9 protein-coding genes are annotated in these 16,737 nt (G+C 69.7%); 7 read left to right on the forward strand and 2 right to left on the reverse strand.

Translation table 11 applies throughout. The annotated features are described in order from the left end of the window. Positions 1 to 7: 7 nt before the first annotated feature. Both ACYVDN_RS13720 and ACYVDN_RS13725 read right to left on the reverse strand, forming a co-directional pair. Complete coding sequence (locus ACYVDN_RS13720) at positions 8 to 1,105, reverse strand: M24 family metallopeptidase (RefSeq protein WP_460572581.1); 1,098 nt, start codon at positions 1,103 to 1,105, stop codon at positions 8 to 10. Continuing rightward, complete coding sequence (locus tag ACYVDN_RS13725; protein ID WP_460572583.1) at positions 1,102 to 3,177, reverse strand: DUF6807 family protein; 2,076 nt, start codon at positions 3,175 to 3,177, stop codon at positions 1,102 to 1,104. Before ACYVDN_RS13725 ends, ACYVDN_RS13720 begins: the two co-directional genes overlap by 4 nt. A 270-nt stretch (positions 3,178 to 3,447) precedes the next feature. Here ACYVDN_RS13725 and ACYVDN_RS13730 point away from each other — a divergent pair, with 270 nt between their 5' ends. The 7 genes from ACYVDN_RS13730 to ACYVDN_RS13760 all read left to right on the forward strand — a co-directional run bounded on the left by ACYVDN_RS13730 (position 3,448) and on the right by ACYVDN_RS13760 (position 16,665). Continuing rightward, positions 3,448 to 4,785: an MFS transporter gene (locus ACYVDN_RS13730; RefSeq protein ID WP_460572585.1), complete on the forward strand. Its 1,338-nt coding sequence runs from the start codon at positions 3,448 to 3,450 to the stop codon at positions 4,783 to 4,785. 242 nt (positions 4,786 to 5,027) lie between these two features. Continuing rightward, positions 5,028 to 5,906, forward strand: coding sequence for a nucleoside hydrolase (locus tag ACYVDN_RS13735; RefSeq protein ID WP_460572587.1), 879 nt, complete (start codon positions 5,028 to 5,030; stop codon positions 5,904 to 5,906). 400 nt (positions 5,907 to 6,306) lie between these two features. Beyond that, a complete protein-coding gene (locus ACYVDN_RS13740) occupies positions 6,307 to 9,255 on the forward strand; it encodes a glycosyl hydrolase family 2 protein (protein ID WP_460572589.1) in 2,949 nt (982 codons plus the stop codon). 54 nt (positions 9,256 to 9,309) lie between these two features. Then, a complete protein-coding gene (locus ACYVDN_RS13745; protein WP_460572591.1) occupies positions 9,310 to 10,095 on the forward strand; it encodes a nucleotidyltransferase domain-containing protein in 786 nt (261 codons plus the stop codon). 30 nt (positions 10,096 to 10,125) lie between these two features. Continuing rightward, positions 10,126 to 12,924: a family 78 glycoside hydrolase catalytic domain gene (locus ACYVDN_RS13750; protein WP_460572593.1), complete on the forward strand. Its 2,799-nt coding sequence runs from the start codon at positions 10,126 to 10,128 to the stop codon at positions 12,922 to 12,924. Between the two features lie 71 nt (positions 12,925 to 12,995). Beyond that, positions 12,996 to 15,845 (forward strand): family 78 glycoside hydrolase catalytic domain, encoded by a 2,850-nt coding sequence (locus ACYVDN_RS13755; protein ID WP_460572595.1) that lies wholly within the window; start codon positions 12,996 to 12,998, stop codon positions 15,843 to 15,845. Between the two features lies 1 nt (position 15,846). After that, entirely contained in the window at positions 15,847 to 16,665 is an 819-nt protein-coding gene (locus ACYVDN_RS13760; protein WP_460572597.1) for an aldo/keto reductase, read from the forward strand. The last annotated feature ends 72 nt before the right edge of the window (positions 16,666 to 16,737 follow it).

Consider the following 16,737-nt stretch of genomic DNA (forward strand, 5'->3'; position numbering starts at 1 on the left):
CGCTCCGTCAGCGAACGAGGGTGACCGGGCGTGCCCGTCCGGCGACGGAGGTGGTCGGCCAGCGGTCGTCGATCGTGAGGGGTTCGATCGCCGGGGCATCCGCGATGCCGCCGAGCAGCACCGTGTCCTCCACCTTGGCGCCCGGTGCCCACGGATTCCAGGTGAAAGCCTGGCCGAGCGCCACGACGTCGGTGGTCGTCGGGGTCGCCCGCGGGTCGCGCCCTGCGTAGCCCGCCGCACCGCCCTGGTGGTGCCTGCGCCACTGATCGGCGTCGAACCCGTTCGCCGGGTAAGCGGCTCCGATCGCCTCGAGCACGCTCGAAAGGGTCGCGCCAGGGTGGGTCGCCTCGAACGCCGCGGCCTCGACCTGCAGGATGCGCCGCTCGGCATCCAGTTCCTGCGGCGTGAGCGCTCCGAACGACACCCAGCGGCTGAGGTTGGCGATCAGCCCGTCGCGACGGGCGCAGACCACGACCATCGTGCGGCGGCCGAGCGGGGCATCCGTCGGCAGCGGGTGGGGAAGGGATGCCCGCGACTCGCCTGCGACGAGCAGCACCAGTGGGTCGGCGCCGACCGCGACGAGGCGCCGCGCAACCTCGGAGGCGACTCTGCGCTCCGACCAGCCGGGCTCCGCGTCGAGGAGCACATCGGTGACTGCGGTGGCCGCGTCGGTGCCCAGGGAGCGGAAGCGGTCGCGCTCGCCGGGCAGCAGCACGGCCCTCGCGGCTCGCAGCTCTGCGTCGAGCCGGTGCTCAGGCAGCGCGCCGAGGTCGGCAGCGCTCGGAAGGGGCTCGAACCAGGCGCGATCACGAACGGACACGCCGGTCGGAAGCTCCTCGGCGAGCAATCGGGCGGTCTCGTTGGAGGTGGCGAGCACCTCGTCACTGTCGCGCCCGACCAGCACGGCGACGATGGGGTCGGCAGCGAGGCTCACGTTCTGCCGGCGTCCGTCGAGGTACCAGGCGACGGATGCCGCACTGGTGAGCAGCACCGAGTCGGCGCCGGCGCCATCGAGGAGCTCAAGCACCCTGGCTCGCTTCGTCGCGCGGTCGGATGCCTGCTGATTGTCGGACGGGGCGGCGGGACGGGCGATCGTGTCGGTCATCCCTCGTGTCCCTTCGCATCGGCGGGGGCGGCAGGGCCGGCGGCGGTTTCGGCTTCGGCCCGTGCGGCGAGCAGCGCGGCGACCTGGGCCGCCTCTGTCTCGGAGACCGCTCCGTCGATGACGGCGGCGAGGTAGCGACGGGTCAGGCCGGTAGCGGGGACCGTCGTCGTGGCATCCCATGCGACGGAGGAACCGACCCCCGGGTAGTCCCGAACGCGCACGAACCACGGGTCGGCGGTGGTGTCGTGGTCGCCTGCGGTGAACACGATCGACGCGGTGCCGTCCTCGCCGGGCCCGGCCGCGAAGTCAGCGGAGAAGGCCAACCACGACGCGACGGAGCCGTTCACGCCGTCTTCGCCGGAGGCGTCAGACGTGAAGACGTTCACCTCGGAGCAGTCGGGAAAGCGCCAGAAGAAGCCGCCGTAGCCCGCCGCCACGCGTCCCTTGCTGCCGGGGCTGCCGAGCAGCACCTCGTCGTCGCCCGCCGCCGGGGTGAGCCGCACATCGAGTTCCAGCGCCCACGCGCGTCGCTCTGCACCGAAGGAGAGCGCATGCCAGCGAAGGATCCGCTCCTCGTCGAGCACCGGATCGCCCGATGGGCCGCGCCAGACGAGCGTGTGCCGCGCGGCGTCGCCCACCGCCTCGGTGCTCAGCACCTCGATGCGGCCGTGGTCGTCGAGCGGTTCGTACCCGCGGTCGCGCACGTAGGTGCGTCCGCCCCAGAAGTTGACGCCTGCGGCATCCTGCACAGTGAAGCCAACGCCGGTGTGCCAGTCGTGGTCTGCCGGGTGGGTCGCCGTCACCGTTGTGCCGCCGAGGGTGCGCACCGGATGCAGGTAGGGGTGCGGGCTCGAGAACGGGATCGTGCCTGCGCCGTCGACCTCTTGCGCGACGACGATGCCGTCGAGTTCTGCCGAGGCGATCATCCGATCGGCGGTTCCGAGCGACCACGGAGCCCCGAGCTCGCTGAACGTCTTGCCGGTGGCGGATGCCGTGCGCACCGCGTTCACGATGTCGTCGACGACGGGGTATGCGTCGTCACCCTCGCCGTGCCAGGTCACCTGCTGCGGGTCGATCTTCGTCGGTTCCGGTGCCTGCCGGATCGCCTCTACGACGCGCATGAACGCTCCTGTAGAGACCAGGGGCACGACGAGTTCCGCTGCGCTGCGCCGGTGCTCGATGAGATTCTCGAGCAGGTCGACGCGGTCGAAGGTGCGCTGCCCGTCGCCGAGGGTGACGACATCGGTCGTGTACGAGAACGACGCGGATGCTCTGGCGCCCGTGACCTCGACGGTCGCCGCGTGATCAGGGCCCCTGTGGAGATCAGCTGGAGCGCAGAGCGTGAGGGCGCAGGTGACGGTTGGCAGCCGGTCGCCCGTGATGCGGATGACTGACGTGTCGTCCGCCTCGATCGCGTTGGCCCGGTACAGCTCGGTCTCGACGCGGCCGACCGAATCGGCGGTGTCGTATCCCGCGATGCGGAGGGCCGTCGCGACGGCGTGCGCGAGCGGGTTGGTGGCGACGCCGTCCACCACGGCGTGCCCGTCGAGCACGCGGCGGCCGGCCCACCTTGCACGCGACCAGTACGACTTCGCGCGACTCCAGAGGCCGGTGGCGCCGACCGAGACCGTCGAGCCGAGGCCGAGTGCGTCATCCGCGAAGGCAGGAATGGCGGCCGACCCGAGGCTCTGGAACCCGACCTGGATGACCCGCTGCGTCTCGCTCTGCACCGCGAGCAGGTGCTCGAAGGCGGCCATGGTCGGCACGGGCGGCTTCTCGAGCAGCACGTCGGCGCCTGCGCGCATCGCCTGCTCGGCCAGCTGCTCGTGCGTATCGAGCGGAGTGGCGACGATGACGATGTCAGCTTGGTGGTGTGCGAGGGCGTCGCCGAGGCCTGCGTAGATCGGGATGTCGCCGTCGTGGTCGCTTCTGCTCGCGACGGCCGGATCGACGAGTGCGACGATCACCAGCCTGCCCTCGTCGTGCAGGCGTCGCGCGTTCTCGAGATGCAGTCGGCCGTAACCACCGATGCCGGTGATCACGACGTGCGGGATCGGATTCGACGTGTCCATGTGTCATCACCTCGCTGCTTGCTGGAACGGCGGCTTCGAGCGTCCCACGCATCACCGTCCATCATGCCAGAAAGCGTTTTCCCCACGCGGCATGGGCTGGCACCGTGCCGCACCATCCGACCGTTTGTCTCGCGAATGGGCACGCACCGCACGTGGTCTGCGCGATTTCTCCACCTGGTGTCGAAGCAGCGGACGGCTCTTCGACGTCTGCACGTGACGGCCGATCGCGCGGTGCGGCGGCGCACGACGGGCGACCGAGGGGGCGCATCCATGTACAGCACGTATCGCAGGCCGGTGCCGACCGGCAGCAACCGTCGTCGACGGGAAGCACGATTGAGCGTGTTCGCGGTCTTCGCGACGGCGGGCTTCCTCGTCGGAGTCTGGTCGGGGGTCATCCCGCAGGTCGCGCAGCGCACGCACGTGTCGGCCGGGCTGCTGGGCATCCTGATACTGATCAGTTCGATCGGCATCGTCGCGGGCGCCCAGCTCGGCGGAAGGCTGCAGGCCCGGATGGGAAGCGCCGGCCTCTGCCTCGCTGGCCTCGGCACCGCGGCGTTAGGAGCCTTCGTGATGGGCCAGTCCGGCGACGCCGTCGTGCTGTGCGCGGCGATGACCGTCTTCACGTTCGGCATGGGGCTCAACGACGTCGGGATGAACCTGCAAGCCGTGACCGTCGAACGGGCGTATCGCCGGCCGATCATGGCGGCCTTCCACGCGTTCTTCTCGCTCGGCGGTGGCGTCGGCGCCCTTGCGGTGCTCGGTGCGGCGACGATCGGATGGTCGGCCCCCGTGGTTCTGCTCGTGGCGGCGCTCGTCGCGGCGGTGAGTGTGAGCGTGGCATGTGGATGGCTGGTGCGGCCCGCCGAGGAGCACCAACCCGTTGCGGTGGTCGCGTCGCGGCATCCGTCGTCGAATGTGGTGCCGCACGTGGCGACCGGGCCGGCCGGATGGCCCGACGAGGAGTACGCGGCGCCGCGCGTTGAGGCGAAGCTTCGGCGTCCGCGGGTGCGGATGACCCGCGTCGCGTGGATGCTCGGCCTGTGCGCCCTCGTGCTGATGTTCGCCGAGGGGGTCGCCACCGACTGGAGCGCGCTTCAGCTCACCCAGGCGTTCGGGGCGGCGGCCGGCGCATCCGCTTTCGGGTATGCGGTCTTCGCGGTGACGATGACAGGTGGTCGGCTCATCGTGGATCGGGTCGCCGCAGCAGTCGGACCCGTCGCGGTGGTGCGCGGCGGGAGTCTGATCGCGGCTGCGGGGCTGGGGGTCATCCTGGTCTCGCCGTCGATCTGGCTGACGCTCGCCGGATGGGCCGCCCTCGGAGCAGGGCTCTGCGGATGCGTGCCGCAGGTGTTCACCGCCGCGGGCGCGCAGCCGAACGCCGGAGTCGTGCTCTCGCGGGTGCTCACCCTCGGATACGTGGGCATCTTCGGCGGCCCCGCCCTGATCGGGCTCGTCGCCGGAGCGACGTCGGTCACGGTGGCGCTGGTCGCCCCGTTCGTGCTGCTCCTGGTACCGGTCACCCTCGCGGGCGCGGTGCGGCGGCGGGGCCTGGCCGCGGCCACGGGTGCGGGTGCGGCCGGCGTCGAGCCGAGCTCCGCCCTGGAGTGAGGGCGTTTGACCCCAGGACCCACCCGCACCGCGGGCCCGTCCTGGGGTGATGCCTTGGTTTCGTTTGCAAAAAACGCGCTTCGGACGCCAACGAACCGCGTTTTTTGCAATCGAAACGACGTTGCCGGGCGGGGGGGGCTGGCGTCGGGACGATGATGGCACCCCGCGACCTATGAAACGATTCATGGTGTGAGGATGACGCCGGACGAAACCGGCGACCGGAACCCGATGGAGCGCAACGGATGAAGAAACGCCTGATCATCAACACCGACGCGAAGAACGAGGCCGACGACCAGTTCGCAATCGTGCATGCGTTGTTGTCGCCGTCGCTCGACATCCGGGGCATCGTGCCTGCACACTTCGGCGACCGGCGCAGTTCGCGCAGCATGCTCGACAGCCGCGACGAGGTGGATCTGCTGCTGCGGATGCTCGACCTCGGCACCGACATCGGGGTGGCCAATGGCGCCGAGCACGGGATGCCCGACGAGAACACCCCCGTCGATTCAGACGGCGCCCGCCTCATCATCGAGGAGGCGCACAAGCCGGGGCCGCTGTACGTGATCTTTCTCGGACCGTTGACCGACATGGCCTCGGCGGTGCTGCTCGACCCGTCGATCGCGGACAACCCCGACCTCACCGTGGTCTGGATCGGCGGCACGCCGTACGACGGCATCGCGGGAGGGGAGGACCACGGCGAGTTCAACCTGTCCAACGACGTGCCATCTGCCAACGTGGTGTTCCGGTCGCGGCTGACCGTGTGGCAGATTCCGATGTCGGTCTACACCCAGGTCGCAGTCGGCTATGCCGAGCTGGACGAGCGCGTTGCGCCGTACGGCGAGCTCGGCGCATACCTGGTGCGGCAGCTGAAGGAGTTCAACGCCGAGCACGTCGACCCCGAGATCGAGTACCGGTCGCTGGGCGACTCACCGGCCGTGAGCGTCGTGCTCAACCCGCATGGGGCCGTGTGGCGCCACCAGCAGGTGCGGGTCTTCGGAGCGGATGCCCGCATGACCAACATCGCCGTCGAAGGTCGCTCGGTGCGGGTGGCGGAGTCCGTCGACGTGCGCTTCCTGCTCGAGGACATGTTCGCGAAGATCAAGGCGCACGCTGCAAGGGCCTAGCCACGTTGCGTGCGTGGCGGGTTTCGAGACGCACGCCTTCGGCGCGCTCCTCAACCGACGGTGGGGCGGGGGCGCGGGGCGGTTTCGAGACGCGCCGCTTCGCGGTGCTCCTCGACCGGCGGTGCGGGTGGGGCTCGGGGCTATGCGGGCGGCAGTGGGCGGCTGGATGGTTTCAAGAATTCGCCGGGCTCGCGGGCGGGTTTGCTCCTTGATGGGTGGACGGCGCTCCGATTGCCTTGATCGCGGTGCGTCGATGCGGTTACACTCATCCGAGTTGGAACGTTTCAGTTTTGCGATTCCGACTCGAAGAGGACCCGAGGCATCGCTCGGCCCGACATCCTGATGCAACGACGGCCGCATCCCTGGCCACGGGCATCATGACGCGTTCGAAGGAGAACCCGTGGAATTCCGTGACCTGGTCGCAGCGCTGTCCGAGCCGCCGATCGAGTTCCGCCCCGAGGTGCGCTGGTGGTTGGCTGAAGGCCTGCACACCGACCAGACGCTGAGGAACGAGATCGAGTCCGCTCGCCGCCTCGGCTTCGGCGGCATGGAGTTCCTCGCCATGGACGAGGCGGGCATCGACCACTCGCGCTACGGCTGGGGCTCTGAGGAGTGGGTGCACGACTCCCAGATCGTGGTCGAGGAGACCACGGCGCGCGGGATGGCCGTGAGCTTCACCTCCGGCACCAACTGGGCGAACGCCAACCTTCCCACCATCACCCCTGACGAGCCCGCGGCCGCCAAGGAACTCGACGTCACGATCGAGACGCTCGCAGGCGGCGCCGCCCGGTCGGGCGCCCTGCAGCGGGTGAACCTCGAGGTGGCGTCCGCGACCGCCGGCGTGCACGGCGAGCGGGGCGTCATTCGCGAGCAGAGCCTGCACGCCGTCGTCGCTGCGCGTGTGCTCGACACCACGGAGCTGGGCTTCGTGCTCGACACCGAGTCGGTCGTCGACCTCACGCAGCAGGTGCAGGACGAGTCGCTCGACTGGACAGCGCCCGCCGAGGGCGACTGGCGCCTGTTCTCGTTCTGGATGCACGGCACGGGGCAGACCGCCTCACCTTCGGCATCCGTGAACTACACCGTGAACTACCTCGATCGTGAGGGCGTCGATGCGGTCATCCACTACTGGTCGACCGTCGTGCTCACGCCGGAGCTGCGCGCGCAGATCGCGCAGAATCCGCGCACCCAGATGTACATGGACTCGCTGGAGCTCTCGACCTACGGCGCGGCCGGTCTGTTCTGGGGGCGCACCGTTTCCGACGAGTTCCGCGCTCGCCGCGGCTACGAGCTGACGCCGTGGCTGCCGTTCCTGACCAGGACGATGACGATGATGGCCTCGGACACCGTCTACCACAACCAGCCGGACGCCGAGCACGCCGCCATCGTCGAGAAGGTGCGCTTCGACTACGTGCGCACCCTCACCGACCTCTACATCGAGAACATGCTTCGCCCGTTCGCCGAGTTCCTGCACGAGAACGGCATCGGCCTGCGCTCGGAGATCAGCTACGGCCTGCCGTTCGAGCTCACCCGCCCCGGCCCCGAGGTCGACGGCATCGAGACGGAGTCGCTGGAGTTCGGTTCGCAGATCGACGCCTATCGCCTGATGGCGGGGCCGGCGCACCTCTTCGGCAAGCAGTACTCGTCGGAGACCGGCGCGACGACCCGCAACTACATGCTCGACCACCGGTTCTACGACCAGATCATCGCGACGCAGCTCGCCGCGGGCATCACCAAGACCGTGCTGCACGGATGGGCGAGCCCGGCAGGTGCTCCCGGCCTCACCGAATGGCCGGGCCACGAGGGCATGTGGCCGATGTTCTCCGAGCGCTTCGACACGCGCCAGCCGGCCGCCGAGTTCTACCCGCTCTGGACCCGCGCGCTCGGCAGGCAGCAGATGATCCTGCGCCAGGGACGTCCGCGCGTGGATGTCGGCATCCTGCACACCGACCACTTCACCGACAACCTCTCCGGCATGTACCTGCTCGACGACAAGGGCAACCGCATCGCCGACGAGGATGCCTACGGCCGCATGTGGATGCGCGACCGCCAGAACCACTGGTGGCGCGACCTCGGCATGCAAGACGCCGGCTGGAGCTACGAGTTCTTCGACGGCTCCCTGCTGCTGCGCGATGACGTCGCGTTCCAGGACGGTCTCGTTCAGCCGACCGGTCCCGGCTACCAGGCGCTGATCGTCTTCCAGGACGGTCTCGACGCGGATGTCGCAGCACACCTCCTCACGTGGGCAGAGGCCGGCTTGAAGCTGCTCTTCGTGCACGGCACCAGTGAGCTGCTCTTCCTGCGCGATGCCAAGTACCACGCCAACGAGCGGGCGGCATCCCGTACGCCTGGCCTGGACGGACGGGATGACGAGCTCGCCGGCATCGTCGAGCGCCTGCTGGCGCTCCCGAACGTCTCCCAGGTCGACGACCCGGCGCAGACCGTCGAGGCGCTGCGCGAGCTCGGGGTGGCCGGACGTGCCGAGTTCGTCGAGGAGAACCGCAACGTGCTCAGCCACCTGCGGGAGGACGGCGACCTGCTGCACCTGTACCTCTACCACTTCCTCTACGAGACCGGTGAGCCGATCGAGGTCGAGGTCGCGCTCCCCGGCAACGGCACCGTGCACCGCATCGACACCTGGGCCGGCGTGGCGACCCCGCACGACGGCGCGCGCCAGGACGGCGACCGCACGATCGTCACCGTGCGCCTGCAGCCAGGCGAGACGGCGTTCCTGACGCTGGACCGTTCGACAGGGGCATCCGATGCGACGGCGCCGACCGCATACGAGCAGGTCGCTGCGCTGGATGACTGGAACATCGTCGTCGAGAGCTGGGACGCCGGCGAGCACGAGACCATCACGGAGGACCGCGGACTCGGTTACGAGTCGGTGGAGATCATGCCCACGACCGTGGTGACACGACTCGCGTCACCCGCCACGGCTCTTGCTTCGTGGAAGGACTTGCCCGGCGTCGGCGGCGAGGTCTCCGGTGTCGCGCAGTACACCGCGACCTTCGCGCTCGATGAGGAACCCGAGGATGACGCCGTCTACATTCTCGATCTCGGGTCGACGTCTGGCGGGCTCGGCTCGGTGCGGGTCAACGGCGGCGACCCGCTCGGGTTCGACACCTCTCACCCGGCGGTCGTCGTCACGGGCGCGCTGAGAGCGGGGGAGAACACGATCGAGGTGCGGGTCGCGAGCTCGCTGAACAACAGGATGCTCGCGCGCGGCTACTACGACCGGGTTCCGGACGTCATCTCGCGGCACGAGGGCCTCGGGCAGGCGATGCAGAAGACCTACGTTCGCGACTACGGGCTAGTCGGGCCCGTTCGCCTGCTGCGCGAGGTCTGAGGTGTCGGGAAATCCGAGGATGTCGCCAGATGCGAACAGGTCGGGCGGCCGGCGATGAAGCAGCACGATGACGCGCTCGCGTGGTTCGTCGAGCGCTGCGACGCGGATCCCGAGGTGCTCGCTGTCGTGATCAGCGGGTCGCTGTCACGTGGTGAGGAGCGCGCGGACTCCGACATCGACCTCTACGTCGTCGTGACCGAGGAGCGCTGGGAGCGAGCACACGCCGATGGCAGGCTGATGTACGTCGACTACGAGGGTGCCGACTATCCGGGCGGCTACTTCGACATCAAGCTCGCGACGCTGGACTACCTCGACGAAGCCGCCGACCACGGCGACGACCCCGTGCGCGACAGCTTCGTGCACAGCCGCATCGCCTACAGCACGGTGCCCGATCTGCAGGAGCGCATCGACCGCATCCGGAACGTACCCGAGGCCCAGTGGGAGGCGCACATGGCGTCGTTCCTCGCGCAGGCCAGGCTGCACGGCGAGTACTTCCTGAACCAGGGAATCAAGAGGGATGATCCGCTGCTCACCGCGCACGCAGCCGTACACCTCGCCACTTCGGCCTGCCGGGCGCTGCTCGCTCGCGACCACGTGCTCTTCGCAGGGCCCAAGTACCTGCTGAGCACCACGGCGTCGCTGCCGAACGTGCCGGATGGCTTCGCCGATGCCGTGCGCGACCTGGTCACTATGCCCACCGAGGCCGCTGGTCGCCGCGTGCTCGACCTGCTGGAGGCCGCGCACGACTGGCCTCTGCACGAGGACAACACCCTGTCGGTCTTCGTGCTCGACAACGAACTGGCATGGCGGTACCGAACCCCGCCGCCGGAATACCGCTGACCACCCCCACAACCCCGATCAAGGAGGATCATGACCGCCACCGTCGCCACCCTGCGTGCCGAGCTGCGGACCGACAGCGACGACGTCGCCTCTGCCACGCCGCGGCTCAGCTGGGCGACCGAGTCGACAACGGAGGGCTGGACGCAGGCCCATGCCGAGATCGAGCTCGACGGTCGCCACATCGCTGTCGTCGAGGGAAGGGACTCCGTGCTCGTCGCGTGGCCGTTCCCGCCGCTCGACCCACGGTCGGTGTACCGCGTGCGCGTTCGCGTGACCGGCTCGGACGGCGAGACGTCAGAGTGGAGTGAGCCGAAGGTCCTGCGCGCGGCGTTCCTCGCGGACGGCGAATGGACGGCGCCCTTCGTCGGACTCGCCGAGCCCCAGGGTCACGCTCAGCCGGCTCTGCTCCGTTCGGAGTTCGAGGTGCGTCCGGGCCTCGTGCGAGCCGTGCTGTACGCGGCCGCGCGCGGCGCGTACCAGGTCGAGGTCAACGGACACGAGGTCGACGACCAGGTGCTCAAGCCGGGATGGACGCCGTATCAATACCGCATCGTGCACGAGACCACCGACGTCACGGAGCTGCTGACCGAGGGCGCCAACGCGATCGGCGTCAACCTCGCAGGCGCGTGGTACACGGAGAAGTTCGGCTTCGGCGGCTTCGGACGCGCCTTCTACGGCGACCAGCCCTCGGCGGCCGTGCAGCTGCGCCTCGACTACGTCGACGGCAGCAACGAGACGATCACGACGGGCGAGGACTGGGCGGCATCCACCGGCCCGATCACCTCGAGCGGCATCTACCACGGCGAGGACTACGACGCACGTGCGGAGCAGCCCGGCTGGTCATCCGCAGGCTTCGACGCCTCGTCGTGGACGCCCGTGCGCATCGACGACGCGACCGGCCCGACCCCGACCGTGCGCACCGGCCCGGCGGTTCGCGCGCTGCACGAGGTTGCCGTGCAGGATGTCGTGACGTCGTCCAGCGGCGGGCAGATCCTCGACTTCGGACAGAACCTGGTCGGACGTCTCCGCATCACCGTCAGCGGCGCGGCAGGCACCGTGGTCACCCTGCGGCACGCCGAGGTGCTGGAGAACGGCGAGCTGGGCATCCGCCCCCTGCGGTACGCCCGCGCGACCGACACCTATGTGCTGCGCGGCGACGGCGAGGAGGTGTGGGAGCCGCGGTTCACGTTCCACGGATTCCGCTACGCCGAGGTGACCGGGCTCGACGCGCCGGTCGACCCTGCGGCCGTCACCGCGGTCGTCATCCACAGCGACATGCGCCGCACCGGCTGGTTCGACAGCTCGCACGCGCTGCTGAACAAGCTGCACGAGAACGTCGTCTGGGGCATGCGCGGAAACTTCGTCTACGTGCCGACCGACTGCCCGCAGCGCGACGAGCGCCTCGGCTGGACGGGCGACATCGAGGTGTTCGCGCCCACCGCGAGCTACCTCTACGACGCCGACGGCTTCCTCTCCTCATGGCTGGAGGACCTCGCGCTCGACCAGGCAGGCATCGGCGAGGGCATCGTGCCCTTCGTCGTGCCGAACGTGCTCAGCGACGGCGCGCAGCCGGCTGCAGCATGGGGCGACGCGGCGACCATCGTGCCGACCGTGTTGTACGAGCGGTTCGGCGACACGGGCATCCTGGAGACCCAGTTCGACAGCATGAAGGCCTGGGCCGACCAGCTGCTCGGCCGGGCTGGGGAGCGGTTCCTCTGGGAGGGCGACTTCCAGTTCGGCGACTGGCTCGACCCGACGGCGCCGCCTGAGGACCCCGCCGCCGCGAAGACGGATGCCGACATCGTCGCCACCGCCTACCTGTTCCGCTCCACCGATCTGGTCGCGAAGGCGGCGGCGGTGCTCGGGCGCGACGCCGAAGCGGCACGCTACGCAAAGCTCGCCGAACAGGTGCGGCAGGCGTTCCTGCAGCAGTACGTGACCCCTGGCGGGCGCATGATGTCGGATGCCCAGACCGGGTACGCCACGGCGCTGATGTTCGACATCGTGACCGACGACGAGAGGCGTCGAGTGATGGGTGACCGGCTCGCCGAGCTCGTGCGCACCACCGGCTACCGCATCGGGACCGGCTTCGTCGGCACCCCGCTGATCACCGACGCGTTGGCGGAGACCGGGCACCTGGACTCCGCCTCGCGGCTGCTGACCCAGACCGAGAACCCGTCGTGGCTCTACCCCGTGACCATGGGAGCGACCACGATCTGGGAGCGCTGGGACAGCATGCTCGAGGACGGCAGCATCAACCCCGGCGAGATGACCTCGTTCAACCACTACGCGCTCGGCGCCGTCGCCGACTGGCTGCACCGCTCGGTCGCCGGACTCGCCCCCGCCGAGCCGGGCTATCGGGTGATCGACATCGCTCCCCAGCCGATCGCCCAGCTGGAGCACGCCGAGGCACGCTTCGACAGCCCCTACGGGCCGGTGCGAGTCGCCTGGCGTCGCGAGGGCGAGCAGATCGTGGTCGACGCGACAGTGCCGCCGAACGCCTCAGCGCGAGTGCGGCTCCCTGGCAGCGACGACGTGCTCACCGTCGGCTCCGGCGAGCACAGCTGGAGCGTGGATGCCCCGGCAGCGGGCTCTGCGCCGGCGCCGGTGGATGACACCACGACGCTCGCCGAGGTGATCGACGACGAGGCCGCCTACCAGGCGATCACGAGCGCGATCAAGCGGGTCGACCCGGAGGTGGCGAAGAACTTCCCGTTCGGACGCCGCTGGGTCGCAGGCGTGCCGGTGCGCGAGGCGCTGCGGCGCATCCCCACGGAGCCGCGTGAGGCCGCCGAGGCGGCGATCGCCGAGGTGAACGCCGCCCGCTGACCTCCGCCCGCTGACCTCCGCCCGCGGTACCGACCAGAACCACGCACGACAACGTCGAAGGATCCGAACACATGAGCATCACCACCAGTGCGCCCCGCTTCGAGCACGTCCGCGATGGGCTGGGCATCGGCACCGGAGAGCCTCGGCTGTCGTGGACCAACACGGCGGACGACGGCGGATGGCAGCAGTCCGCGTATGAGGTCGAGGTCGTCACCGACCGCGGCACCGAGACCACGCGCGTCGAGGGCGATGCGCAGAACCTCGTGCCGTGGCCTGTCGCACCGCTGGGCAGTGGGGAACGCGCCGCTGTGCGGGTTCGCACGTTCGGGGTGGACGGTTCGTCATCCGACTGGAGCGATCCGGCTGTCGTCGAGCCCGGGCTGCTCTCCGTCTCGGACTGGACGGCACGGATGATCAGCCCGAGGCACCTCGGCGGCCTTGACGACCCTGCGCCGACCTTCACCACCGCATGGGCGGAGCAGGGCGAGGTGGCGTCAGCCCGGCTCTACATCACGAGCCGTGGTCTGTACCGCGCGGAGCTCAACGGTGCCAGGGTCGGCGACCACCAGCTCGCTCCCGGGTGGACCGCCTACGCGAGCCGCCTGGTGTACGAGACGCACGATGTGACCGAGCTGGTGCGCGACGGCGAGAACCGGCTGGAGGTCACGGTCGGCAACGGCTGGTACCGAGGCAACCTCGGTCGTCCGCAGCGGCGCGACCTCTACGGCGACCGCCTCGGCCTGCTCGCCCAGCTGGAGGTGCGGTTCGCGGACGGGAGTCGCCGTGTGATCGGAACGGATGACGGCTGGAGCGCACGCTCGAGCGACATCCTCTCCGACGACCTGTACAACGGGCAGCTCACCGACCTGCGCGGATCGGACGATGTGGCGCCGGATGCGGCGAATGCGGCGCAGGACGACGAACACAGTGTCGAGGTCGTCGACTTCGATCTCGGCACCCTGGTCGCCCAGCAGACCGAGCCCATGCGCGTCGTGGTCGAGGTGCCGGCGGTCGAGATCATCACGTCGCCGAGCGGTAGGACGCTGGTCGACTTCGGCCAGAATCTCGTCGGCTGGGTGCGGCTGCGGGTTCGCGGCGGTCGGGCGGCAGACACCGTGACCGTGCGCCATGCCGAGGTGCTGGAGCACGGCGAACTCGGCGTACGGCCGCTGCGCACGGCGCGCGCGACCGACCAGTACCTGCTGCCGGCGGATGACCGGAGCGACCGCGTCCTGGAGCCGGAGTTCACCTTCCACGGCTTCCGCTACGCAGAGGTCGAGGGCGTCGACGGGCTCGAGCCGGGCGACCTCACCGCGATCGTGATCAGCTCCGACCTGGAGCGCACCGGCTCGTTCGAGAGCTCGAACCCGATGCTCAACCAGCTGCACGAGAACGTCGTGTGGGGCATGCGCGGCAATTTCCTCAGCGTTCCGACCGACTGCCCGCAGCGCGACGAGCGGCTGGGCTGGACGGGAGACATCCAGGTGTTCGCGCCGACCGCGGGGTCGCTCTTCGACACCTCGGGATTCCTCGCCAACTGGTGCGAGGACCTCGCGGCCGAACAACTGCCGGACGGTTCCGTGCCGGTGGTCATCCCGGACGTGATGCGACGCCCGGCCCCTGCCGCTGCTGCGTGGGGCGACGCCGCCGTTGTCGTGCCTTGGGTGCTGTACCAGCAGTTCGGCGACACCGCGGTGCTCGAGCGTCAGTTCGAGAGCATGTGCGGCTGGGTCGACAAGATGCGCGAGCTCGCCGGCGACGACCTGCTCTGGGTCGGCGGCTTCCAGTACGGCGACTGGCTCGACCCGACCGCGCCGCCGGACAAGCCCGCCAAGGCGATGACCCCGCACGACGTCGTCGCGACCGCGCACCTCGCCTACTCAGCCGACCTGGTGTCGCGTGCCGCCGCCGTGATCGGTCGCGGAGAGGATGCCGACCGCTACGCCGAGCTCGCGGGGGCGACGAGGGCCGCGTTCCGCGCAGCCTACGTCACTGTCGACGCGCTGATGATCGGCGACAGCCAGACCGCCTACTCGATGGCGATCGAGTGGGGCCTCGTGGATGACGCCCAGTCCCGGCAGCGCGCCGGAGACCGGCTGGCCGACCTGGTGCGCAAGTCGGGGTTCACCATCGGCACCGGGTTCGTCGGAACCCCGCTCATCCTCGACGCCCTCACCGACACCGGACACCTCGACATCGCCTTCCGGCTGCTCTCGCAGACCGAGAACCCGTCGTGGCTCTACCCGATCACGATGGGCGCGACCACGATCTGGGAGCGCTGGGACAGCATGCTCGAGGACGGCACGATCAACCCGGGCCAGATGACCTCGTTCAACCACTACGCCTACGGCGTGGCGGCCGACTGGATGCACCGCGTGATCGGGGGCCTGGCGTTCGCCGATCCCGGTCGCCGCACCCTGGTCGTCGACCCGCGGCCCGGCGCAGGGGTGACCAGCGCGACGACCAGGCAGCGCACGCCGTACGGCGAGGCCGCAGTGTCGTGGACGCTCGAGGACGAGATGCTTCGGCTCTCCGTCACGGTGCCGACCGGGTCGAGCGCGCTCGTGACGGTGCCAGGTGGGGCGGACGGTGCCGGTGGATCCGGTGCATCCGGTACGGATGTCGAACGCGTCGAATCCGGAACGCACGAGTGGAGCATCCCTGTTCCCTCCGTGACGCGACCGGTGCTGGGCCCGACCCCTACGACGCGGGAGACGATCGACGACGAGGAGGTCTGGTCGCAGATCGTCGCCGCTGCCCAGAGCATCGACCCGTCGTGGACGCAGAAGGCGCTCGCCGAGGGCGCCGGGCAGTACCTCGACCGGGACATCCACGAGATCACGCGCCTGATGGGCCGCTCGATCATCTACCGCAAGGAAGGCGTGTTCACCGACGAGATCGACCGCATCCTCGGTGCCTGACATGAAGGTCGGTTCGATCAGCGGGATCGGTTTGGGCACGGCTCCGCTGGCGTTCAACGACGTCGACCTCGACCGGGGCGTGCGGGTGGTGCTGGATGCCGTCGACGCGGGCATCCGCCTCATCGATACGGCTCTCGCGTACACCCACGCTGATGCGGAGAGCTTCGCAGAGTCGCTGGTGGCGGAGGCGCTCGCGCATCGACCCGACGTCGACGTACTGGTTGCGACGAAGGGCGGGCACTATCGCGACGGCGAGGACTTCCCGGTGGATGGCTCGCCGGAGGCGCTGCGACGTGACTGCGACATCAGCCTGCGCACCCTCGGCGTGGAGCGCATCGGGCTCTACCAGCTGCACCACGTGGATCCGCAGGTGCCGCTCGCCGAGAGCGTCGGGACACTCGCGGAGCTTCAGCGGGAGGGCAAGGTCGACGAGATCGGGCTGTCCAACGTGTCGGTCTCGCAGCTGGAATCGGTGCGGTCGATCGCACCGATCGCGTCGGTGCAGAACCGGCTGTCGTTCGCGCGCTTCGAGGACCACGCCATGGTGCGGCACTGCGAGGAGATCGGGGCGCGGTATCTGGCCTACTCGCCCCTCGCGAGTGTGCAGTCCGGCGTCGTGGATGAGCGAGCCGAGGTGGCTGCGCGCTACGGCGTGAGTGTCCAGCGGCTGACGCTGGCGTGGCTGCGCTCGTTGTCCCCGGCCATGGTGCCGCTGGTCGGGGCGACGAGGTCGGCGTCGATCCTCGACTCGGTCGCGTCGGCACAGCTGGAGCTCTCCCCGGACGACGCCGCGGCGCTCACCACGGCCGCCCGCCGCTGACCCGCGTCGCACGCGCTCGGCGCAGAACTCGTTTCGATTGCGAAAAACGCTGTTCCTGGGCGGCCGAACAGC

The sequence above is a fragment of the Humibacter soli genome, assembly GCF_054779035.1.

Coding starts and splice junctions, on each gene's coding strand:
- ACYVDN_RS13720 (WP_460572581.1), bottom strand. CDS start 1,105: ATGACCGACACGATCGCCCGTCCCGCCGCCCCGTCCGACAATCAGCAG.
- ACYVDN_RS13725 (WP_460572583.1), bottom strand. CDS start 3,177: ATGGACACGTCGAATCCGATCCCGCACGTCGTGATCACCGGCATCGGT.
- ACYVDN_RS13730 (WP_460572585.1), top strand. CDS start 3,448: ATGTACAGCACGTATCGCAGGCCGGTGCCGACCGGCAGCAACCGTCGT.
- ACYVDN_RS13735 (WP_460572587.1), top strand. CDS start 5,028: ATGAAGAAACGCCTGATCATCAACACCGACGCGAAGAACGAGGCCGAC.
- ACYVDN_RS13745 (WP_460572591.1), top strand. CDS start 9,310: ATGAAGCAGCACGATGACGCGCTCGCGTGGTTCGTCGAGCGCTGCGAC.
- ACYVDN_RS13750 (WP_460572593.1), top strand. CDS start 10,126: ATGACCGCCACCGTCGCCACCCTGCGTGCCGAGCTGCGGACCGACAGC.
- ACYVDN_RS13755 (WP_460572595.1), top strand. CDS start 12,996: ATGAGCATCACCACCAGTGCGCCCCGCTTCGAGCACGTCCGCGATGGG.
- ACYVDN_RS13760 (WP_460572597.1), top strand. CDS start 15,847: ATGAAGGTCGGTTCGATCAGCGGGATCGGTTTGGGCACGGCTCCGCTG.